The sequence below is a fragment of the Spiroplasma kunkelii CR2-3x genome (assembly GCF_001274875.1).
Lineage (GTDB): Bacteria > Bacillota_I > Bacilli_A > Mycoplasmatales > Mycoplasmataceae > Spiroplasma > Spiroplasma kunkelii.
Window position 1 is genome coordinate 1,364,474 of sequence record NZ_CP010899.1, and the last position, 23,102, is coordinate 1,387,575.

Sequence of the window (23,102 nt, forward strand, 5' to 3'; positions counted from 1 at the left end):
AAATTAGTAATAACTTTAAAAAGTACTTTTTGGTATGGGAAAATTCATAATTAAAAATTATATTTTTTAAAAAAGGTTTAATTTTTTATAAATTTTGTTATCATTTAGTCATAAGCGAAACTTAATTTGTTTCTAATTACTTAATTTTATTAAAAACCTCAAAATAATATATACTACCAAAAATATGATGTCACTTTAATTACTTTATACATAAATGTCCTCCTCAGTTTTTCTATTATATTAAACCACAAAAACTGAAAAAATAATATTATTATTAAAATTTATAGTAAGATATATTTAACTAATAAAATGATTGGAGTCAACAATGAAAATTATTCGTATTCGTAGTTATCTTAAAAAAAATAAATGGCATTTATTATGACTTTTTGCTTCATTAGGTATTGTAACAATTATTTTTATAATTATTTTACTAGCATTAAAAAACATGTCATCACAAGATAAATTAATTTATTGTTCAATTTTTCTTGTGGTTAATTTAATTATATTATTTATTAATTATTTAATTATTAAAAACCCCTTCATTTTTTCAAAAATTTATTATTATGATAACAACAAAAATTGATTACGTTTAAATTTATATTTTTATTTTTTTGTTTTAATCATTACAATTGTTTTCTTCTTTTTAACTTTAATTTCCATCCAACTAATTTTAAAAACAACTTTTAGTCTTATAATTAAGCGATTGTGATATGTCGGCTTAGGATATGTTCTATGAAGTTGTAGTATTATTGGTGGATTTAATACCATTAATTTAATTATTTTAAATAAACCCATTCCACCACAAAAATCTACTACCTAAAATCATACACTAAAACTCATTGCAAAACAGTCAATAATCATTCAATGTCTTGATTAATAACATCAATAATATTTGTCAAAATATCTTGATAAGTTCCAATAAAATAGAATCCAAGTAGTCGTCCTTTTGGGTCATCAAAACTATTAACAAAATAATTATTAAAAACAATTGTCAAGCTCCCATCATCAAAGTGCATTGTTGGGATTTTTGTTTCTTTTTTTGCTAACTCAATTAAATTGACTATTACTTTTGGTGTTAATAATTTTCGTATTAAAATTTGGTCATTTGCATTAACAGCAAACATTTTTTCAAATTCTGTTGATTCTAATGTTGTATTATCTATTGTTTTAAAAATTTTTAAGAAGGTATCCATTGCTTTAATTGTAGCAACTAATTCTGGCATTTCCTTAACATCAAGCGTCAAATAAGGATATCGCGTATAAGTAACTTCTTTATATTTACCTCAACCATTCACTTCGCGTCGTGTCAATGTTCCAAATGAGTAATTAATATCATTTTCATAAAAATTAATAACATAGTCTTCTTTAAGATCTTTCGTATTAGGTACTCCCATACGTGGAAAAAGATTAAATTTTTGAGTAATAGTAGCAATTTGATATTGTTTTTTTGCCAAAGCATTAAGACCAATTTGATAAAATTTCTCAAACGGTAGTTCTTGCATAATAATTTTTTGTAATTTTGCTGCTTGATAATACTTTGTAAATAATCAAATCCCTAAACTTAAAATAACTAAAATACTAAAAATTAAAATAATTTTACCAGCAATACCTAATTCTAATAATCCTTTTAAAAAACTAAGTGGCATTCTCATAATTATTGCTAATAATAAAAACAACAAGAAAAAAGTAATAACAACTAAGATGAAATTCAAAAAGATATACCGCTTTTTAAAATATTTAAAATTAAGATTTTTTAGTTTATGTTTTTGCATTAACATTTGAAAATCATGTTCAACAATTGTTTCTAAATCTGATTTAATCATTCTTATTTTATCCTTTTATATTTTTTAATTAATTAAAAAAATAGAATTAAACTTAAATAATTATTGGCCTAAATCTATCTTAACATCTTGACGATCAGCAGCATTAGCTTCAAAATATAAGAATGTACTTAATTTTAATGAACTTGCTGTAACATTTGATGGCCATGTTTTTAAACTCCCATTAAAGTCACGAACTACTGAATTATAAAAACGTCTTGCAGCCGCAATATTATCTTCACAATCTCTAATTCCTGCTTGTAATTCAATTACACTGTTATTAGCTTTTAAATCTGGATAATTTTCTAATAATACATTAATTTTACCAGCTTGACTTGTAACAGCATTATTAACTTGCTCTAATTCCTTCACATTTAAGTTTTTATTTGCTTGACTACGTAATTCAACAACTGCTGTTAAAGTATCTTTTTCATATTTCATATATTGCTTTGTGCTATCAATTAATTTTGTTAACATATCAATTCTTCGTTTTAATTGAACATCAATGTCAGAAGCTGTTTCTTCAATTTTTTCTTTATTTCTAATTAAATTATTTCTTGATAAAATAAATAAGAAAATTGGGATAATTAAAATAAATCAAATGTATACAAATAATTTTCCTCAAAAACTACTTGTTGCTGGAACTTCCGCATTATTAACTGTTGGATTATATCTCATTGTTACTACTTCTTTCAAAACTTATCTAATATTATTATATAAGAAAAAAATATAAAAACAAGATTAATTATAATTAATTAAAAAATAACTCAAAGATAGTTATTTTTAAATGTTATTATTTACTAATTGAAACAACTGTTCCGGCACCAATTGTACGTCCACCTTCACGAATTGAGAATTTTGTTCCTTCTTCAATCGCAACTGGTGCAATTAATTCAACTGTCATTTCAACATTATCCCCTGGCATAACCATTTCAACACCGCTTGGTAATTTAATTGAACCTGTAACATCAGTTGTACGGAAGTAAAATTGTGGACAGTAGTTTCCGAAGAATGCTGTATGACGTCCACCTTCTTCTTTTGTTAAAACATAAACTTGTGCTTTAAATTCTTTATGTGGTTTAACTGAACCTGGTTTAGCAATAACTTGCCCACGTTCAACATCACTACGATCAACTGCACGTAATAAAATCCCAACATTATCTCCAGCTTTAGCATCATCTAATAATTTTCTAAACATTTCTAAACCTGTTACAACAACTTTTTTAGTTTCATTTTTTAATCCAACGATTTCGACTTGTTCATTAACTTCAACAATTCCACGTTCAACACGACCTGTTGCCACTGTTCCACGACCTGTAATTGTGAAAACATCTTCAACTGGCATCATAAATGGTTTATCAGTATCTCTTTCTGGTTCTGGAATTCATTCATCAATTGCGTTCATTAATTCCATAATTTTTTCTTCTCATTGAACATCACCTTCAAGAGCTTTTAAAGCTGATCCTCTAATAACTGGTATTTTTTCACCATCAAAACCATATTCGCTTAATAGATCTCTAACTTCCATTTCTACTAAATCCATCATTTCAGTATCGCCATCCATCATATCACATTTGTTTAAAAAAACAACCATTTTTGGTACACCAACTTGTCTTGATAATAAGATATGTTCTCTTGTTTGAGGCATTGGCCCATCTGTTGCTGCAACAACTAAAATTGCACCATCCATTTGTGCAGCACCTGTAATCATGTTTTTAACATAATCGGCATGCCCGGGACAGTCTACATGCGCATAGTGTCTTTTATCAGTACGATATTCAACGTGTGAAGTATTAATTGTAATACCACGTTCTTTTTCTTCAGGAGCTTTATCAATATTGTCATATTTTTGGGCTTCTGCAAATCCTTTTTTAGCCAATACAGTTGTAATAGCTGCTGTTAAAGTAGTTTTACCATGGTCAACGTGGCCAATTGTTCCAACATTTACGTGTGGTAAACTTCTATCAAATTTTTGTTTTGCCATTTTAATCTTTTCCTCCTATATTTTTAATTAATAGACAAATGTCATAACTATTATAAATTAATTATTTTTACTTTGCAATCTTTTTTTTAGTAATGGTAGATTAAACCATTGTATAATAATTAATCTGTTGATTTTCCTGCTTTTTTAATAATTTCTTCGGTAATTGACTTTGGTGCTTCTTGGTAATGTGAAAACAACATTGTATAAGTTCCTCGTCCTTGGGTAAAACTTCGTAAGTCAGTTGCATATCCAAACATTTCTGATAATGGAACTTTTGCCTTTACAACTTGGGCATTTCCACGTTGATCATTTCCTTCAATTTGACCACGACGTGAAGATAAGTTTCCCATTACATCCCCATAGTATTCTTCTGGAACAGTAACTTCAACAGCCATAATTGGTTCTAAAATAACTGGTTTACATTTTTTAGCGGCTTCTTTTAAAGCTAAACTAGCGGCAAACTCATAAGCCATTTGTGATGAATCAACATCATGGTATGACCCATCATATAATGTTGCTTTAATATCAATCATTAGATATCCTGCTAATTTTCCTGTTTGCATTGACTCTTCTAAACCTTTTTTAACTGAACCAATGAATTCTTTTGGAATTTTTCCACCAACAATTGCGTCAACAAACTCAAATCCTTTATCATGATTTGGTTCAAACTTAATTCATACGTGTCCATATTGTCCACGTCCTCCTGATTGTTTAATGTATTTTCCTTCTACTTCAGCACTATCTTTAAATGTTTCACGATATGAAACTTGTGGTGTTCCAACATTAGTTTCCACTTTAAATTCACGTTTCATTCGATCAACTAAAATATCCAAGTGAAGTTCTCCCATTCCAGCAATAATTGTTTGCCCTGTTTCTTCATCTGTTCATGTTCGGAAAGTTGGATCTTCTTCTGCTAATTTTTGTAATGCTAAACTCATTTTTTCTTGGTCAGCTTTTGTTTTTGGTTCTAAAGCTAAGTTAATAACTGGTTTTGGGAAAACCATTGATTCTAAGATTACTTCATTTTTTTCATCACAAAGCGTATCTCCCGTTGTTGTTAATTTCAAACCAACTGCTGCTGCAATATCACCAGCATACACTGCTTCAATTTCTTCACGATTATTAGCATGCATTTTCAACAAACGACCAATACGTTCTGTTTTATCTTTTGTTGAGTTTAATACAGAACTTCCTTTTTTTAACACTCCAGAGTAAACCCTGAAAAATGTTAATTTCCCAACAAATGGGTCTGTCATAATTTTAAATGCTAATGCTGAAAATGGTTCACTATCAGCAGCATGACGTTCAACTTCAGTCCCATCTTCTAGAACACCTTTAATTGATGGAATATCAAGTGGTGAAGGCAAATAATCAATTACCCCATCCAACATTAATTTAACTCCTTTGTTTTTAAAAGCACTCCCACAAAAGACTGGGAAAAAATCACCAGTTAATGTTGCAGTACGAATTGCACTTTTAATTTCTGGAATTAAAATATCATTACCATCCAAGTATTTCATCATTAAATTTTCATCAAAGTTAACCGCTGCTTCAATTAATTTAATTCTGTATTCTTCAACTAAGTCTTTTAAATCATCTGAGATTGGAATTTCTTTTGCTTCTTCGTTTGTTGCTCCATCATAATTATAAGCTTTTCGTTCAACGATATCAATAATTCCTGTAAACTGGTCTTCAGCTCCAATTGGAATTTGAACTGGATGAGCATTTGCTTGTAAACGGTCATGAATTGTTTTTACTGAGTATAAAAAGTCAGCTCCAATTTTATCCATTTTATTAACAAATACAATCCGTGGTACACCATATGTAGTTGCTTGACGTCAAACCATTTCTGTTTGAGGTTCAACTCCTGATTGTCCATCAAGAACAGCTACTGCTCCATCTAACACACGTAATGATCTTTCTACTTCAACAGTAAAATCAACGTGCCCTGGAGTATCAATAATATTTAAGCGCATATTTTTTCAAAACGCCGTTGTTGCCGCGGAAGTAATTGTAATTCCACGTTCTTGTTCTTGAGCCATTCAATCCATTTGGCTAGCTCCATCATGGGTTTCACCAATTTTATGAATTTTCCCAGTATGGAATAAAATTCGTTCTGTTGTTGTAGTTTTTCCAGCATCAATATGTGCCATAATTCCAATATTTCTCGTATTTTCTAGAGAATATTCTCTTGCCATTTTTCTTTTCCTTTCTATTTTTTATCAACGATAATGAGCAAAAGCCTTATTAGCTTCCGCCATTTTATGAGTATCATCTTTTTTCTTAACTGCTCCACCAATTCCATTTGAAGCATCAATAATTTCATTTGCTAAACGATCAATCATACTTTTTTCATTACGTAATCTTGCATAATTAATTAATCATCTTAATCCTAACGTAACTTTACGATCTTCATTTACTTCAATTGGAACTTGGTAATTAGCTCCCCCAATTCGGCGAACTTTTAATTCTAAATGTGGCGTAATGTTTTCAATTGCTTTATTAAAAACTTCTAACGGTTCAGTCTTTGTTTTTTCTTTAACAATCTCAAATGCTCCATATAAAATTGTTTGAGCAACTCCTCTTTTCCCATTAATCATAATTTTATTAATTGCACGTGTTACTAATTTTGAACTATAAATTGGATCTGGTAAAACATCTCTTTTCTCTGCTTGGCGTTTACGCATCGTAATAATCCTCCTTTCTGTTTAATTAAACTTTTGCGGCTTTTGGTCTTTTTGTTCCATATAGTGATCTTCCTTGTTGGCGGTTATTAACTCCAGCAGTATCTAAAGTACCACGAATAATATGGTAACGAAGCCCCGGTAAATCTTTAACCCTTCCACCACGGATTAATACAACACTATGTTCTTGTAAGTTATGTCCTTCACCGGGAATATATGCTGTTACTTCCATTCCGTTTGTTAAACGCACACGAGCATATTTTCGTAACGCTGAGTTCGGTTTTTTTGGTGTCATTGTTCCAACCCTTGTACAAACACCTCTTTTTTGTGGTGCTGTAACATTAGTAGGTTTTTTTTGTAAAGAGTTTAGCCCTCTGTTTAAAGCAGGAGCTTTTGTTTTTCACACTTTATATTTACGTGGTTTACGCACTAATTGATTAATTGTTGGCATTAAGATTTCTCCTTTCTCTTTCACATATCCGAGTGTATCAAAGAATACAATCCATATATAATATTACATAAAACAAAAAATTAAGTCAAGATTTATTGTCAATATTCCCAAGAAAAAAGACCATTAGGTCTTTTTAGTATTCTTCAGCTTTTGCTGCAATTCCAGCCGTAATAATATCTTTGGGATTTTTTAATCCTGTTCCCGCCGGAATTAAATGTCCTAACATAATGTTTTCTTTTAAACCCTCTAAACAATCAACTTTGCCTTTAATAATTGCCTTAACCAATACTCGTGTTGTATCTTGGAATGACGCTGATGATAAGAATGACTCAGATTCTAATGGTGCTTTTTTAATTCCAAAAATAACATGTTTTGCTGTTGGCGGTTTTTTCATTGAACGAACAGCGTTAATTGTTTCATTACGATAGCGTTTAATTGTTACAATTTCTCCTGGTAATAATTCAGTATCACCAGCATCAATAATTTTAACTTTATTTAACATTTGTTTAATAATAATTTCAATATATTTATCAGAAATTTCAATTCCTTGTAAGCGATAAACTCGTTGTACTTCTTTTAAAATATAATTATGTACATCTTCAATTTTTGCAACTTCTAATAATTCTTTAATATTAATTGAACCTTCCGTCAATTTTTGACCACGAGCAACTTTGTCACCAATTTTAACTCTTAAAACAGCATTATATTGTGTTTTAAATTTTCGTTCATCACTATCTGATTTAACATAAATGGTATGAATTCCACCTTCATCACGAATATCGCTAATTTTTCCATCAATTTCAGAAATAACAGCAATTGATCCTTTTGGTGTGGTTACATCTAATAATTCTTTAATCCGTGGTAGCCCTTGGGTAATATCAGCTCCCCCAGCAACACCACCAGTATGGAATGTTCGCATTGTTAATTGTGTTCCTGGTTCTCCAATTGATTGCGCAGCAATTGTTCCAACTGCCTCACCAATTTCAACTTCCATTCCTGTAGCAAGGTTTTTCCCATAACAACGTTGACAAACACCTTTTTCTGCTTCACAAGTTAAAACAGAACGAATAATAACTTCCTTAATATCATTATCAACAATTCTTCGACTATCTTCTTCAGTCAATAATGTATTAGCAGCAATAACTTCACCATTTTTTAATTTAATATCTTTTAAATTATAGCGGCCAACTAAACGGTCAAATAATGGCACAATAATGTTAGCATGTTTTTGCTCAATAATATCTGATACAACAAAACCACGACGAGAATTACAATCTTTCACTGTAATAATAATTTCTTGTGAAACATCAACTAATCGTCTTGTTAAATATCCTGAGTCAGCTGTTTTTAAAGCAACATCAGCCATCCCTTTTCGTGCCCCATGGGTTGAAATAAAGAATTCTGACACTGTTAAACCTTCACGAAACGAAGACTTAATTGGTAATTCAATAATGTCTCCTTTTGGATTATTCATTAACCCCCGCATCCCAACTAATTGGGTAAAGTTTGAAACATTTCCTCGTGCTCCTGAATCCGCCATCATAAATATTGGATTTTTTGGGTCTTCACGTAAAACATGTTCTAATTCAGTTTGAATGTTATCTTTAACTTTTGATCATACACTAATAATGCGGTGTTGTTTTTCACGACTGGTCAACATTCCCATTTTAAAGTAATCATTAATTTCTTTTACTTTTTCATCTGTAGCTTTAAATTCTTCTTGTTTTTTATCATAAACTTTAACATCGCCCGCTGACACTGTTACTCCTGATTTCCCTGAATATTTGAAACCAAGATTTTTCATGTTATCTAACATTTCAGCAGTCTTATTAGCTCCATATTGTTTAAAGTAGCGATCAATAATATTTGATAAATCTTTTTTCTTAAATGGTGGATTAACTTTTCAACTCGCTAAATATTCAACTAAATTAACATTGTCTTTAATTAATGAACGAGCAGGTAATGCTGTTAAATTTTCAACATTCGGTTCATTTAAGTACGGAAACTCTTCTTTAAAAATTTGATTAAAAATAATTTTTCCTGGGGTTGTAATAATATAATCTTTCATTTGTTCTGGTTTAAATTTTTTATTTACAAAACCAACAACAGGAATAGCAACTAAAGCATGTAAAGCGACAGCTCCAGTTTCATATGCAATAACAGCTTCATTTAAATCTTTAAAGATTGTTCCTTCCCCTAATTGTCCTTTTTCTTCATATGTTAAATAATAATTCCCTAATACCATATCTTGAGTTGGTGTAACAATTGGTTTACCATCTTTTGGTCCTAAAATATTTCGATTTCCTAACATTAAACTTCGTGCTTCAGCAACTGCTTCTTCTGTAATTGGGACATGAACCGCCATTTGGTCACCATCAAAGTCAGCATTAAAAGCAGTTGTTACTAATGGATGTAATCTAATTGCTTTTCCTTTAACTAATTTTGGTTCAAATGCTTGAATTCCTAATCGGTGTAACGTTGGCGCACGATTTAATAACACTGGACGAGTCTTAATAACTTCTTCTAAAACTTCTCATACTTTATCATCTTGATTTAAAATTAATTTTTCCGCAACTTTAATATTTGCTGCTAAACCATCTTTAACTAATTTGCTAATAACAAATGGTTTAAATAATGTAATGGCCATATCACGTGGCAACCCACATTGATACATTTTTAAGTCAGGTCCAATTGCAATAACTGACCGCCCTGAATAGTCAACTCGTTTTCCTAATAAGTTTTGACGGAAACGACCTTGTTTTCCTTTTAAAATACTTGTTAATGATTTTAATGGTCGTTTATCTTTTCCCGTTACTGGTCGTGCCTTACGTTCATTATCTAATAAAGCATCAACAGCTTCTTGTAGCATCCTTTTTTCATTATTAACAATAACACTTGGTGCTCCCATTGCTTTAACTTTTTTTAATCGTTCATTTCGAATAATAATTCGACGATATAAATCATTAATTTCTGATGTTGTAAAACGACCACCATCTAGTTGAATAATTGGACGAATATCTGGTGGGATGACTGGCACTGCTCGTAAAATCATTCATTCTGGTCGTGAACCTGATTTTTTTAATGAATCTAAAACTTCTAAACGTTTCATTAATTTATTTTGATCTAATTGTGTTTTTTTATCTTTTAAATCTTGCTTAATTTTTTCAATTTCATCATCAATGTTTAGATTTTTTAATAATACTTCAACAGCTTCTGCTCCAATTCCAAATCGTGCATTAGTATGACGATTAATGAACTGAGCACATTCATCCATTGAAAATGGCAATGAAGTATTTTTTAAATCTTCAATCATTGTTTCTCCCACTTCATAAGCAATTTTGTTATGTTCTAGTGTATCTAAAATTTCACGCAATGTCTTTGTTAATCGTTGACGTGTTTGTGCTGATGTTTTAGCATTTCCTAAATCTAATACCATTTTTTGTTTCAATGATTTTGCATCACCAGCATCTAATACAATATATGAAACAAAGTAAACAACTTCTTCAAGTTCTTTTGTTTTCATATCTAAAATTAAAGCAATTCGACTAGGTGCTGCTTTTAACATTCAAATATGTGTTACTGGTTCTTCTAATTCAATATGTCCCATTCGTTCACGACGAACAATCGCTTCAGTAATTTCTACTCCACAACGTTCACAAATTTTTCCCTTATTTTTTGATTTTTTGTACTTCCCACAAGCACATTCAAAATTTTTGGTTGGACCAAAAATCTTTTCATCAAATAATCCATCTCGTTCTGGTTTTAATGTTTTATAATTAATTGTTTCTGGTTTTTTTACTTCCCCATATGATCAACTACGAATATCATTAGGATTTGCTAAGCCGATTTTAATCATACGATTATTTTTTTCATTATTTTTAATCATTTTTTTCTTGCCCCTTAATCTAATTCATCTTGATCATTAATTTCATCAAGTTCATCATCAATGTCATCTAACTCATCATTGACTAAATTATCTACCAAGTAAAAACTATCTTCAACTTTAACAAATTCATCTAAATTATCATTTTTTTGTGGCTCACGATTAGTATTTAAAATAAAGTTATCAATATCAAATTCATCTTCAAATTCTTCACTATCTGTTAATAAGTCTTCATCAACATAATCTGTCTCATCATAACTCTTAATATTCTTAATGTTTCCTTTTTCGTCAATCATATGAATATTAAATCCTAACCCTTGAATTTCACGAGTTAGCACATTAAATGATTCTGGAATTCCTGGTTCTGGAATCTTTTTATCTTTCACAATTGATTCATAAGCACGTGTTCTTCCTTTAATATCATCAGACTTAATTGTTAAAATTTCGCGTAATGTATGAGCTGCACCATAAGCTTCTAACGCTCATACTTCCATTTCTCCAAAACGTTGCCCCCCATTTTGGGCTTTTCCTCCTAATGGTTGTTGTGTAATTAATGAATATGGCCCAACATTTCTTGCATGTAATTTATCATCAACCATATGTGATAATTTCAACATATACATTACTCCTATCGAAACTGGATTATCAAATTTTTCACCTGTTCGACCGTCAATTAAAACTTCTTTCCCAAAGTTTTTCATTCCTGCTTTATCCATAATTTCAATTAATTCTTCATTTGTCATTCCATCAAAAACAGGAGTTGAAATTTTTTGTCCCAACTTTTTAGCTGCCATTCCCAAATGAATTTCTAACACCTGTCCAATATTCATTCGTGATGGTACCCCTAATGGATTTAACATAATATCAATTGGTGTTCCATCTTCCATATGTGGCATATCTTCCAACGGTAAAATTTTCGAAATAACCCCTTTATTCCCATGACGACCAGCCATTTTATCTCCTTCTTGGATTTTTCGTTTTTGAACAATATAAACTTTAATAACTTCTAAAACATCAGCTGATAATTCATATTTTTCTCGTGGAAAGCGTTTAATTGCTTGGATAATTCCTTCACCACCATTTGGAGCTCGTAATGAATTATCTTTAACATTTTTTGATTTTTCACCAAAAATTACTTGTAATAATTTATCTTCTGGTGATAATTGGGTTTGTCCTTTTGGTGTTACTTTTCCAACTAAAATATCACCGGGTTTAACTTCTGTCCCAATAATAACTAATCCATCATCATCTAAAAATTTTCGTGCATTTTCAGAAATATTCGGAATCTCACGAGTAATCTCTTCTGGACCTTGTTTTGTTTGACGACGTTCAATTGTATATTCTTCAATATGAATTGATGTAAAAACATCTTCGGATACTAACCGTTCTGAAACAATAATTGCATCTTCATAGTTGTAACCATTTCATGTTGTAAAAGCAACTACTACATTTTGTCCTAATGCTAGTTCTCCTTTATCAATTGATGGTCCATCAGCTAAAACTTGTCCTTTTTCAATTTTTTGTCCTTGACGCACTAATGGAACATGAGTTAATGATGTTCCTTGGTTACTACGAACAAAAGTGTCTAAATTATAATTTTTTAATCCTTCTTTTGTTTTTAAAACAATTCTTGTTGCATCAACAAAATCAACAGTTCCATCATATTGTGAAACAATTGCTAATCCCGAGTCACGAGCAGCAACATATTCAACTCCTGTTCCTACATATGGTGAATTTGGCACAATTAAAGGAATTGCTTGTCGTTGCATATTAGCACCCATTAAAGCACGATTGGCATCATCATTTTCTAAAAATGGAATACAACTTGTTGCAATTGAAACAATTTGTTTTGGTGAAACATCAACATAGTCAACATCGTTTCGTCCAGCAATAATATTTTCTCCTTGGAAACGTGCAACCACTTGTTCATCTAAAATTTCACCCTTGTCACTTAAACGAATATTAGCTTGTGCAACAACATAATTTTTTTCTTCATCAGCTGTTAAATAATCATTTTCCATTGTAACTTTGCAACCAATAACACGGCGATATGGTGTTTCAATAAATCCATATGAATTAATTTTAGCATATGTTGCTAAGTTATTAATTAATCCAATATTAGGCCCTTCTGGGGTCTCAATTGGACAAATACGACCATAATGTGAGTAGTGAACATCTCGGACCTCTAACCCAGCACGTTCTCTTGATAATCCTCCTGGCCCTAGGGCTGTTAATCGACGTTTATTTGTTAATTCAGCTAAAGGATTTGTCTGATCCATAAATTGTGATAATTGTGATAAATTGAAAAATTCACCAATAATTGATGATAATGGCTTATTATTAATAATATTTGAAGGTTTCATTTTAAATAAATTTGAAGTTGACATTTTTTCTTTAACATTTTTTTCAATTCTTAGTAAACCAATTCGAAATTGATTTTGTAATAATTCCCCAATTGTTCGAACACGACGATTTCCTAAGTGGTCAATATCATCAACTTCCCCAATTCCATCTGTTAAATTTAATAAATATGAAAATGTCGCCAAAACATCAGGCACTGTTACATATTCATCAGTTGCATTAAGATCAATTCCAATAATATTCGCTACACGTGAACAAACTTCATTATCAACATACACTTTAATTTTTTGGATTTTATTAGAACAAATAATTTCATCACTAAATTTAACTTCTTGTAAACAAGCTCCTGCTTTTAAAATTCCTTTTAACTTGTTAATAGCTTCTTTATCCATTAACATTCCCTCGGTAAAAACAACCTTACCATTTACATCTTTAATGTCTTCAGCTAATATTTTGTTATAAATTCGATTTTCAACTGATAATTTTTGAATTAATTTAAAACGTCCTGCTTTGGTTAAATCATACTTACGTTTATCAAATAATAATCCATATAAATATTTTGTCGCACCATCTGGAGTTGCTGTTTCTCCTGAACGAATTTTTTTATAAATTTCTTGAACAGCAATACTTTGATCATATGAAATATCACCTGTGTATGAATCTAATTCATAAGTGCTTTTTACTAATTTATTATCGCCAAAAATTTCTAGAGCATCTTCTTTAATAATTCCTAACGCCGTTAAGAAATTAGCAACAGATACTTTTCTAGATTTATCTATTTTTACATAAAAAACATTCTCAAATTTTTCTTCTTTTCCAACTTTAATTTTTTTATGATCTGATTCAAACTCTAACCATGTCCCTCGTGATGGAATTAAATCAACATAGTAAACATTTTCTCCATTTTTACGATTTAAATCAATTTTATAATATGCACCTGGTGAACGAACTAATTGTGAAACAACGACTTTTTCTGAACCATTAACAATAAAAGTTCCTTTTCCTGTCATTAGTGGAAAATCACCAAAAAAGACTTCGCCTTCTTTTTCAATTGTAATATCAATAATTAGTTTATCATCTAATCTTTCTTTAATTGTTATTGTACATGTTGCTGTTTCATCGCCAGAATGAATATCATAATAAATAACATCAGTTGATTTTTTTAAAATTGTAATCATATGCCCGACACGTTCTTCAATTCACGCTTTAATTAATTCTGGTTCTCCCTTAACAATTGCTTTTTCAACTTCTAAATCTTTTGAATTAATTGTTAATTTTAAATTTGAATAAATTGGTGCTTCAAAAATTTTTGACTCATCTTTTGCTTGAGAAATTGTTCTTCGTGGCTCTCTAAATTCTCAATCTAACATCTCTAAAACTATATTTCCTTCATGTCCAACAATCGGAAATACCTCCCCGAACACTTCGCTAATCCCTGTTTTCTTGAATCAATCATATGTTTCAGTTTGAATTTCAATTAAGTTTGGTAAATCTAAATTCCCACTTACTTTTGTGTAATCAATTCTTTTAGCGTAATGCCCAAATTCTTTTTCTTTTAATGCCATTAATTATTAACCTCACTTTTCACAATATACGCTTATAAATTTTATATTGGTTTGACACAAAAGTCAATTCTTTTTATTAAAAATTAAAAAAAATTGTAGAAACCACACACATTTTGTATTTTTGGTTTTTACAGTTTTGGAAAGTAAATTTTTTTAATATTTTTAATTAAGGAGTTGAAATTATGCAAACAAAGCAATATTTTATTTTGCAGTCGCTAGTGAAAAAGTATGGTAAAGATAATGTTATTAATAATGCTAATAAGATTGCAAAAGATATTGAAATTAAAAAGTAAAAGAATAAATTATTCCGCGTAATTTATTAGCGGATAATTTATTCAATAATGTTTTTTAATGGAGCGAAGCGACAACGAGCGGAGCGAGTTTGCAAATTTCAATTTTTTAATTTTTTAGAAGGGAGTTATATTATGCCAATTTGATTAACGACAATATTTAGTGTTCTTATTGTATTGGGGATTTTTCTTTATATTGGTTTAGGAATTTATCAAAAAATTCGTCAAATTGAACGAAATAAAAAAGATAAAAAAGAAATTGAAAGAAAGGAGGATAAAAAATAATGTTAGGTATGTATTTAACAACGGCGGTTAATTTTTTAACAACAACAGCACCTACACCTAAAACTATGACTGAGGGTATGACTGGTATTTGAACTGGATTAACTAGTGCATTATGAAAAGTTAAAGAAGGTATAACAAATATTTTACCTGAGATAATGGTTTTCTTAGGCGATGCGTGAATTATTTTAATTCCGTTTGCTATATTTTGTATTATAAAAATATTAAATTTTTTCCGTATTATGGTTAAAGGAGTTTAGTATTTATTATTTATCATATATTTTAACTGTGGCACACTAGTTTTTATATGTGATTTGATGTAAAAAATGAATTTATTAAATAGAAAAATGAATTTATTATATTTACTATTAAAGTTCTTAATAGTTATTTTCAGTGTGCCAATTTTTATTATTTTATATATTTAACAATGTTTATTAACAGTGTTTATTAAACATTAAATAAACAATATATTAACATTTTTTATAACATTGTTAATAATCAGTGTTTATTGCAATAAATAAACATTATACGAACATTATTTATAACATTGTTTATTAAGCTGTAAATGTTTTCTAAATAAGTGTTTAATTTTTCTAGTTAAGTTGTGAGCTGTTAATTTACAACAAATATTTAGTTAGGAGATTATATTATGGATATGAAATTTAAAACAACTAAGGAATATAAAAAAATAAAGAGAGATTTTATTAAAGATATTTTTTGATTAAATTTGATTTGTTTTTTTGGACATATTATTAATTTGTTTTTTTTAAGTTTTTTTATTTATATTTCAATATTAAGTTATGGTAAAGATTTTCCATTCTTTGAAATTATTATGTCTGTATTTGCTTTTATATCATTTATTTTTATGATTATTATGCATATAAAATATATTTTTGAAATTAAGGTGGATTTTGATGTTGAAAAAGAAAAATTAATTCAATATTGACAAATTGAAGGAGTTGATAAAATTGAGTAATTATATTAAGAAAAATCAGAATATAGAAAATTATTTTATTAGTAAGGAATTTATCCCTTTTACAACAGATAAAGCAAGTTTTATTAATTTACCCAATCATAATCGCCATATTGGTTTTTGGTTGAGTAATAGGTTTATTTATCCGAGTGAAAAACATTCAGAGCAAGTAGCAATTGGTTTGATTTATGATAATTCTTATCCTATTATAAAGTATGATGAAAATTTAAAGCGAAATATTTGAAAATATTTAACTGGAACAGAATTAATCAATTTATATAATCAATATAAACAAAATTATTTTACTAAAATGAAAGAAGCGTTATTTTCAAGTGAACCTAAAAAAGTAAAAGCAAATAATAACAATAATAATTTAATAAATTGAACTGTTGAAAAAGAGCAACAATTAATTAAAGATTTGGAAGATTTAAATTAAATGAGTTTATATGATTATTGAGTTCAATTTGTTAGTTATATTATTGGTGCAAATGCCCCTGAGTTTTTATATGTTATATCGTTTGTGTTATTTATTGTTTTGTTTTTTGGAATTTTTTTTAAACTTATTCAAAAAATGTGGAGTTTTTAAAAATGCAAAATGATTGAATTAAATTAAAAGAGTTTTTTATTCATATATTTTTGTTTATAGATAAAATGAATGTTGAAAGTATTACAATGTGGAATTTAACACAAAATGAATATTTAACTTTAATGGTTGGTATTTGAATTGTTATTTTGTTCTTAACTTGGTTTTTAATGTGAATGGTTTTTAAAATAGTTAGTTGTTTTAAATAATTAAATTTTGTTATTATTATGGTTTTCTCTCCCCACAAAATTTTAAAATCTTTTTTTGAATATAATATATATTTTCATTATGAATGCAATAATTATTAATATAAATAATGTTGTAAAAAATATTTCTTTTGCATTTATTTGATTAATATTTTTAAATATTCATTCTACAAAATTAATTGTAGTAATTAATTTTTCGATAGGATTGATTAAAAAGTTTATAATTCCAATAATAGGCAATAATAGGCAATAATATTGAAATTATTTTTAAAATTTTCTTAATTTTTATCACTCTATTTTTTGATTTGTGGGGAGAAAAAACCATAATAATACTAGTTTAATTATAAATAACTATTGGAGGTAAAATGAAAAAATTTATATTTTTCTTTAAAAATTATTGTTATATTAGTGGTTCAATGATTTTATTTAGTTTAATTGATTTATTATTTTGGATAATTTCTTTATATTGTGTTGGTTTGGTATTTTGATTGTTGTTTGCCTTGCAGTGTGTTTATTTTGTGTTATGATTGTGAAAAAATATTTTTTATCAGTTAAACGCTTTTCGGTTAGTTCAATTTATTTGATATAATCCGTTGTCGGTAATTATTGGTAAATTAGGAACTGGTAAAACATTACTTTTAACTTATTTATCGCAAGTTATGAAATTATTGACAGATAAAATTTATAGTAATTATCCGTTAGAAGATGATAAAGTAAAAGTTTTAACATTTAAAAATTTAGATTTTACAGATAGAACAAAACCAGTTCCCCCAGATGATAGTGTTATTTTATTTGATGAAAGTTATTTGTATATTGATGGAACTAGTCCTCACGATGAGAAAAAAGTTCATAGTGGTAAAATACCGTGAATTGTTTTAGCGAGACATTTTGGTAATCGTGCGTTGTTTACTGCTCAGCGTGAGGGGATGATTTGAAATAATATTCGTCAGTTAGCAAGTGGGATTATTATTCCAATTTCATTGAAAAAACCTATTATTAAAAAGGATTTAATTTTTTTAACCGTTTTTTTATTATGCGAATTGGAATTTTCCAAGATATAACCGATTATGAAATTTGAAAAACAAAATCAGTAGAACGAACAGCAGAAGGTAAACGAGTAAAACATAAGTCGGATGTTGGATTAGGGATTCGGTTTTTTAAAATAATTATTCCGCTTGAATTTGCCAATAAGTATGATAGTCAATGATTAAAATTTGTGCGTGATTTAAAAAATAATGAAATTGTTAATAAAAAAGAATATTATTGGTCAGAAATTACAAAATTAAGTGTTAAAGAACGATTGAAGTTATTTGATATTGATATTTTGAAAAAGAATTTAAAACCTAAAAAAGAGAAAGGAAATAGTAAAGATGATTAATTTATTAGTTGAAAATAATAATAGTAATTGAGACAAGATTTTTAGTTTTGTTTTTGATATATTTTTGTTTATTTTTGATGTAATTTGAAATACAAAGTTACCGATGACAAATACGTCAATTGCTTATTTTTTAATCTTTTTTATGGTTATTAAGTTATCTATTTATGCAATTCACGGCACATCAACACAATATAATAATTTAGGTTCAACAGTTAATAATGGTGTTTCGCAAGTATATTCATCAACCGTACGAAAAGGTATTGGAATAGGTAAAAAAGTTTATCACAATAGTAATAAGCAACAAGTTAAACGAGAAATTAAACGTCAAAATATTAGACAACAAGCAAAAATTAAAAGAGGTGTTAAATAATGATTAAATTAGTTTTATTGGTGGCGGCAATTGCTATATTTGGAGCTGGTTTTATTACTGTTATTATTAATCAATTTACATCAGCAAAAAATATTATTATGGATTTATATAATTCTGATACTTGGTTGATTTGATTATTTGGTAGAATGGCAGTTTTGTTTAGTCATCCGTTAATGTTAACGATATCGAGTTTATATATTGTTGGGTTTATTGTTTCAAAAACATTGTATAGTTAGGAGTTGAATTTATGAAAAAATCGTTATCTTTATTTGCCATATTTATTTTAAGTTTTTTAGGTTTGGTTATTCCATTTATTACTTTAACGGCGTTTAGACCGTTAAATGAGAATCATTATATGCTTAAACGAGAGAATAAGTACTGATAAAGGTATTAATGAAACTGATTTTATTAATACAATGTTTTTACGAAGTAGTTTTTTTGAAAATTGGTCGCAGACAAATTATTTTATTAATCCAACTTTAAAAACATCAAAAAAATTATCGTTTAATGATAAATGGTATTTGGATTTTTTACAAGATAGTTATTCAACGGGAGTTGTTTATGATAAACCAAGTTCATCTTTTTTTAGTTTTTATAATATGTGAGATACTTGAAAAAATACATATATGGTTGAAAAATTTTATGATGTTAAAAAGGAAAATTTTTTAAATGATTTAACTGATTTTATTTATGCTTTTGCGGTAAAATATCAGATGTATGATGTATCTAAAAAAATTGTGGAAAATGTTGAGCGTTATAAAGAAAATCATTATCCAAGAGTTAAGTTAAAGCAAGATAATTGAAAATTAATAAATTATAATAATGTTGATATATATGATGAAAAATATTATTTTGGAATTGGAAATAATGGTCTTAATGATTGAATATCTTATGGTCCAATAAAAGGAAAAGAAATATGGAAAGTTGGTGTTAGTATCTTTCTTTCTTGTAAAGCAATTTATCGTTGAGATGGTAATGGTGAACCTGAAACACCAACAATCAACGAAAACACTGGTGAAATTACTGATTGAAATACTTATCAACAAAATTTTGTAAAAGAATTTATTAATTATTCTTTAACTGCTGTTTTGCAAGAAAATATTAGAGTTCAACAAGGTGGTAGTGCGGATTATGAAAATCCGAATAAGGTCGGAACAAAGCGGATAATTTTTGATTTTGAGACGGTTGATGAATTAGATGTTAAAAATATTAAAAAAGCAATTTATCGGATGATTTTGACTGTTGATGAAGCAAATTTAATTATTTCGGGTAGTTTAGAGTTAAATAATGTTAATAGTGATGATTTAAGTTTTAATTTTAGTTTTATGCGAACGGGAACTGGTGAAGTTTTTAGTTTTAATGGTTCAATTTATTCATCTATAAATAATAAAGATTTAAGATATTTTCAACAGTTTAACGGTCGTTTTGATTTGTCTAATTTTTTGCAGTCTTTTTTTGCAAGTGCTTTGGTGCCAGTGTTTCAAAATCGTAGTTCATTTATAGAAAATGGATATATTGATAATTTACAGTATGATACTGTTTTAGTTAACTTTTTTGCTTTGAAATTACAAAATTTTAATAATATTTTATTGAGTGAGAATATCGATGATAAATTACAATTTGATAAATTATTAAATAGTATGTTTAAGATTTCACAGAAATTTTATACTAATTATTTACGTACGATTTTTGATTTAGAAAATAATACTTATGTTCAAGGTTATAATAAAAAATATGGTTTATTAGTAAATAATGGTTTTAAAATTTATCCACGATATTTTTATTTTTCGGATAAATATAAGCAATTAGATATTAAATTATATTCAGCATTTAAAAATCGGTTTTATACCATTAATAATTATGGTAGTATTTTTAATTATGATTTTTCAGTTGCTAATAATTATGATATTAAGTTAAATTCTGGTTATGTTTTTGGTGGTGATTTACAAAATAAATATCGTTTGCAATATAAAAAAATTGAAGAACAAAAAATCGGTTATAATGTTTTTGAATTGCAAGCTCAAAAAGAGAATGATATGTACCGATATTATGATTTTAATTTTGGGATTTATAATTGACAAGAGATAAATAGTGGTGGTTTATTCCCTGATAAGCAATGATGACAAATACAATATGTAACGCCTGAGGGTTTATGAGATTTTGGTGCTCATATTAAAAATGCCGTAATTTGAATTGTTAATACTATTCCTGGTGTTAAACAAGTTAACGAGTTAGCGAGTGGTGTTGGTAAGGTTTTTGAGACAGTATATAGTTTTTTTAGTCAAATATTCGAAGTATGAAAATTTAATCCCGCATTGTATAGTACAATAACAAATATCTTTTTATTAATTATTTTTATGAAATTTGTGCGATTAATATAAAAAAGGAACTGTTATTTAGTTCCTTTTTGTTCTTTTCAGTCAGTAATTTCACCAGTGTTTTCGTTAATTGTTGGTGTCTCAGGTTCACCATTACCATCTCAACGATAAATTGCTTTACAAGAAAGAAAGAAACTAACACCAACTTTCCATATTTCTTTTCCTTTTATTGGACCATAAGATATTCAATCATTAAGACCATTATTTCCAATTCCAAAATAATATTTTTCATCATATATATCAACATTATTATAATTTATTAATTTTCAATTACTACCTTCTGGTGGTTGTTGTGGCTTTGGTGTTATTGATTTATTTTCTTCTTTATTATTATTTGGTTTTTCAGATTTTTCACAGCTGATTAGTGTTGTTGTGATTGTTGCTGTTAATCCGATTGTTCCTAAAATATTTATTCATTTTTTCATATATATTGTTCCTTTTTATTGTTTTATATATAATTGATTTTATTATATATCAATCATATATTAATTATTTTGTATTAAATATTAATTTTATATATTTTTGATGGTAGGTGTAAATTAATGAAATATATTATTAATAATTTTAATTTGTTTGATTTACAAGCAAAATTAAAAAATTTTTTAAGTAAAAATTATAAAAATAAATATTATAAAAAAATAAAACAAAAAATATTTTCATATATTAATTTGTGTAATGATTATTATATTAATAATGATAAATTTTTGTTGAAAGATTTAATTAAAAAATATTTTAAAAATAAGTTTTCAACTTTTTATTATTGAGCGAATAGAATTTTAATTGCATATAAAAATAATGATTTTAATAAATTGTTATTAAAGTCAACAATTCCTAATAATATTAATTATCAATATAGTAAAGATGTTCGTCAAAATATTTGTGATTTATATTTTGAATATTGTAATAAGTGTGCTGGTGGTGTTTTATCTTTGTTTTATAATTTAAAAAAAGGAATTCATGGAGAAGAATTAAAAAATAAAGCACCAAAAAATTTAAAAACATTTTTTCGTTGACTTAAAAAAGATGAAAGATGATTAAAAATAAAAAATAAAATTAAAGAAATTAAAAAACAACATCCAAGATATGAAGTTAAAGAAATAGGTTTATTACAGATGGACGCTAAATATTTTGTACCAAGTAAATTTCCAGTTGATAAAAAGTATTATGTTTATGATTTTATTGATGAAAAAACAAGATTAGCATTAAGATATGTTTATGATAAATTAAGTATTGATAATGCTATTGATTCTGTTAAAAAAGCAATTAGTGATTTTAAAAATATATTTGGTGTTAAAATAACACGGATTAGAACTGATAACGGTTCTGAATTTATTAATAATTATCGGAATAATCAAAAAAATAATGTTAAAGAAACTAATTTTACTCAATTTTTAACAGATAAAAATATTTTTCATCAGACAACACCCGTTCGTTCTCCACAGTCAAACGGCAAGATTGAAAGATTTCATCAAAATTATACTAAATTATTTGTATTTGAAGAAAAAATATTAAATGTCGTTAGTTTACAGAATAAATTAAATGATTATTATTATTTTTATAATTTTGAAAGAGTTCATAAGTCTTTAAATTTTCAGACACCATTTAACTTTTTGAATAGTTTAATTAAATAATTTTAAATTATTAAGTTTTGTATTTAAACTAATTTTTAGTTTGTTTAATTTTATATTTTTATTTATTTATTTTATGATATTTTTATATTATAAATAAATATTTTTATTATTTTTGTTATTTTCTTGTAATCTTTAAAATGTCTGTGGTATACTACAAAAATTAAAAAAAATCAACTGCTTTTTTCCTTATATTAATTTAATTCTTACTTATGACGATCACAAATAAAAATTTCATAATAAACTGTACCAACCATTGCTTCTTT

Annotated in this window: 19 protein-coding genes and 2 pseudogenes; 12 read left to right on the forward strand and 9 right to left on the reverse strand. The window is 27.5% G+C overall.

The window, feature by feature from the left end:
* Nucleotides 1–325 precede the first annotated feature (325 nt).
* Nucleotides 326–820: a hypothetical protein gene (locus SKUN_RS07415; RefSeq protein ID WP_053391484.1), complete on the forward strand. Its 495-nt coding sequence runs from the start codon at nucleotides 326–328 to the stop codon at nucleotides 818–820.
* Here the strand turns inward: SKUN_RS07415 and SKUN_RS07420 are convergent.
* The 8 genes from SKUN_RS07420 to rpoB form a co-directional block, all read right to left on the reverse strand.
* Nucleotides 813–1,823, reverse strand: coding sequence for a DUF3137 domain-containing protein (locus tag SKUN_RS07420; RefSeq protein ID WP_053391485.1), 1,011 nt, complete (start codon nucleotides 1,821–1,823; stop codon nucleotides 813–815). The two genes, SKUN_RS07415 and SKUN_RS07420, sit on opposite strands and share 8 nt — an antisense overlap.
* 60 nt (nucleotides 1,824–1,883) lie before the next feature.
* Nucleotides 1,884–2,516: a LemA family protein gene (locus tag SKUN_RS07425; RefSeq protein ID WP_235511071.1), complete on the reverse strand. Its 633-nt coding sequence runs from the start codon at nucleotides 2,514–2,516 to the stop codon at nucleotides 1,884–1,886.
* A 97-nt stretch (nucleotides 2,517–2,613) separates the two neighbouring features.
* Nucleotides 2,614–3,804: an elongation factor Tu gene (tuf, locus tag SKUN_RS07430; protein WP_053391487.1), complete on the reverse strand. Its 1,191-nt coding sequence runs from the start codon at nucleotides 3,802–3,804 to the stop codon at nucleotides 2,614–2,616.
* A gap of 119 nt (nucleotides 3,805–3,923) precedes the next feature.
* Nucleotides 3,924–6,002: an elongation factor G gene (gene fusA / locus SKUN_RS07435; protein ID WP_053391488.1), complete on the reverse strand. Its 2,079-nt coding sequence runs from the start codon at nucleotides 6,000–6,002 to the stop codon at nucleotides 3,924–3,926.
* A gap of 21 nt (nucleotides 6,003–6,023) precedes the next feature.
* The gene (gene rpsG, locus SKUN_RS07440; RefSeq protein WP_053391489.1) at nucleotides 6,024–6,491 is read right to left on the reverse strand and encodes a 30S ribosomal protein S7; all 468 of its coding nucleotides are present in this window, start codon (nucleotides 6,489–6,491) and stop codon (nucleotides 6,024–6,026) included.
* Nucleotides 6,492–6,516: 25 nt separating this feature from the next.
* Nucleotides 6,517–6,939, reverse strand: coding sequence for a 30S ribosomal protein S12 (gene rpsL / locus SKUN_RS07445; protein ID WP_053391490.1), 423 nt, complete (start codon nucleotides 6,937–6,939; stop codon nucleotides 6,517–6,519).
* Nucleotides 6,940–7,072: 133 nt separating this feature from the next.
* Nucleotides 7,073–10,825 (reverse strand): DNA-directed RNA polymerase subunit beta', encoded by a 3,753-nt coding sequence (gene rpoC / locus SKUN_RS07450; protein ID WP_053391491.1) that lies wholly within the window; start codon nucleotides 10,823–10,825, stop codon nucleotides 7,073–7,075.
* Nucleotides 10,826–10,839: 14 nt separating this feature from the next.
* On the reverse strand, nucleotides 10,840–14,748 hold the full coding sequence (rpoB, locus tag SKUN_RS07455; protein ID WP_053391492.1) for a DNA-directed RNA polymerase subunit beta: 3,909 nt from the start codon (nucleotides 14,746–14,748) through the stop codon (nucleotides 10,840–10,842).
* Nucleotides 14,749–15,089: 341 nt separating this feature from the next.
* Here rpoB and SKUN_RS11055 point away from each other — a divergent pair, with 341 nt between their 5' ends.
* The 10 genes and pseudogenes from SKUN_RS11055 (at nucleotide 15,090) to SKUN_RS07500 (ending at nucleotide 21,211) form a co-directional block, all read left to right on the forward strand.
* Nucleotides 15,090–15,323: a hypothetical protein gene (locus SKUN_RS11055; RefSeq protein ID WP_053390782.1), complete on the forward strand. Its 234-nt coding sequence runs from the start codon at nucleotides 15,090–15,092 to the stop codon at nucleotides 15,321–15,323.
* Nucleotides 15,323–15,580 (forward strand): hypothetical protein, encoded by a 258-nt coding sequence (locus SKUN_RS07465; RefSeq protein ID WP_053391493.1) that lies wholly within the window; start codon nucleotides 15,323–15,325, stop codon nucleotides 15,578–15,580. The genes SKUN_RS11055 and SKUN_RS07465 overlap by 1 nt, the downstream gene beginning before the upstream one ends.
* A 389-nt stretch (nucleotides 15,581–15,969) precedes the next feature.
* Nucleotides 15,970–16,296: a hypothetical protein gene (locus tag SKUN_RS07470; RefSeq protein ID WP_053391494.1), complete on the forward strand. Its 327-nt coding sequence runs from the start codon at nucleotides 15,970–15,972 to the stop codon at nucleotides 16,294–16,296.
* Nucleotides 16,289–16,729: a DUF3627 domain-containing protein gene (locus SKUN_RS07475; RefSeq protein ID WP_083436134.1), complete on the forward strand. Its 441-nt coding sequence runs from the start codon at nucleotides 16,289–16,291 to the stop codon at nucleotides 16,727–16,729. Before SKUN_RS07470 ends, SKUN_RS07475 begins: the two co-directional genes overlap by 8 nt.
* Nucleotides 16,730–16,879, forward strand: a complete 150-nt coding sequence (locus SKUN_RS09580; RefSeq protein ID WP_015988090.1) for a hypothetical protein — start codon at nucleotides 16,730–16,732, stop codon at nucleotides 16,877–16,879.
* Nucleotides 16,880–16,881: 2 nt separating this feature from the next.
* Nucleotides 16,882–17,085 (forward strand): DUF2649 family protein, encoded by a 204-nt coding sequence (locus SKUN_RS07480; RefSeq protein ID WP_053391496.1) that lies wholly within the window; start codon nucleotides 16,882–16,884, stop codon nucleotides 17,083–17,085.
* Between the two features lie 362 nt (nucleotides 17,086–17,447).
* Nucleotides 17,448–18,460: pseudogene (locus tag SKUN_RS07485) on the forward strand (hypothetical protein).
* The gene (locus SKUN_RS07490) at nucleotides 18,453–18,830 is read left to right on the forward strand and encodes a hypothetical protein (RefSeq protein WP_053391497.1); all 378 of its coding nucleotides are present in this window, start codon (nucleotides 18,453–18,455) and stop codon (nucleotides 18,828–18,830) included. The pseudogene SKUN_RS07485 and the gene SKUN_RS07490 overlap by 8 nt, the downstream one beginning before the upstream one ends.
* Complete coding sequence (locus SKUN_RS07495; protein WP_053391498.1) at nucleotides 18,830–19,066, forward strand: hypothetical protein; 237 nt, start codon at nucleotides 18,830–18,832, stop codon at nucleotides 19,064–19,066. The genes SKUN_RS07490 and SKUN_RS07495 overlap by 1 nt, the downstream gene beginning before the upstream one ends.
* Before the next feature lie 11 nt (nucleotides 19,067–19,077).
* A pseudogene (locus SKUN_RS07500) lies at nucleotides 19,078–21,211 on the forward strand (spiroplasma phage ORF1-like family protein).
* A gap of 11 nt (nucleotides 21,212–21,222) precedes the next feature.
* On the opposite strand, the gene SKUN_RS07505 reads toward SKUN_RS07500, so the two are convergent.
* Nucleotides 21,223–21,633: a lipoprotein gene (locus SKUN_RS07505; RefSeq protein WP_053391499.1), complete on the reverse strand. Its 411-nt coding sequence runs from the start codon at nucleotides 21,631–21,633 to the stop codon at nucleotides 21,223–21,225.
* Nucleotides 21,634–21,750: 117 nt separating this feature from the next.
* Between SKUN_RS07505 and SKUN_RS07510 the strand changes: the two genes are divergently transcribed.
* Nucleotides 21,751–22,839, forward strand: coding sequence for an IS481 family transposase (locus tag SKUN_RS07510; RefSeq protein WP_053391500.1), 1,089 nt, complete (start codon nucleotides 21,751–21,753; stop codon nucleotides 22,837–22,839).
* Nucleotides 22,840–23,102 lie beyond the last annotated feature (263 nt).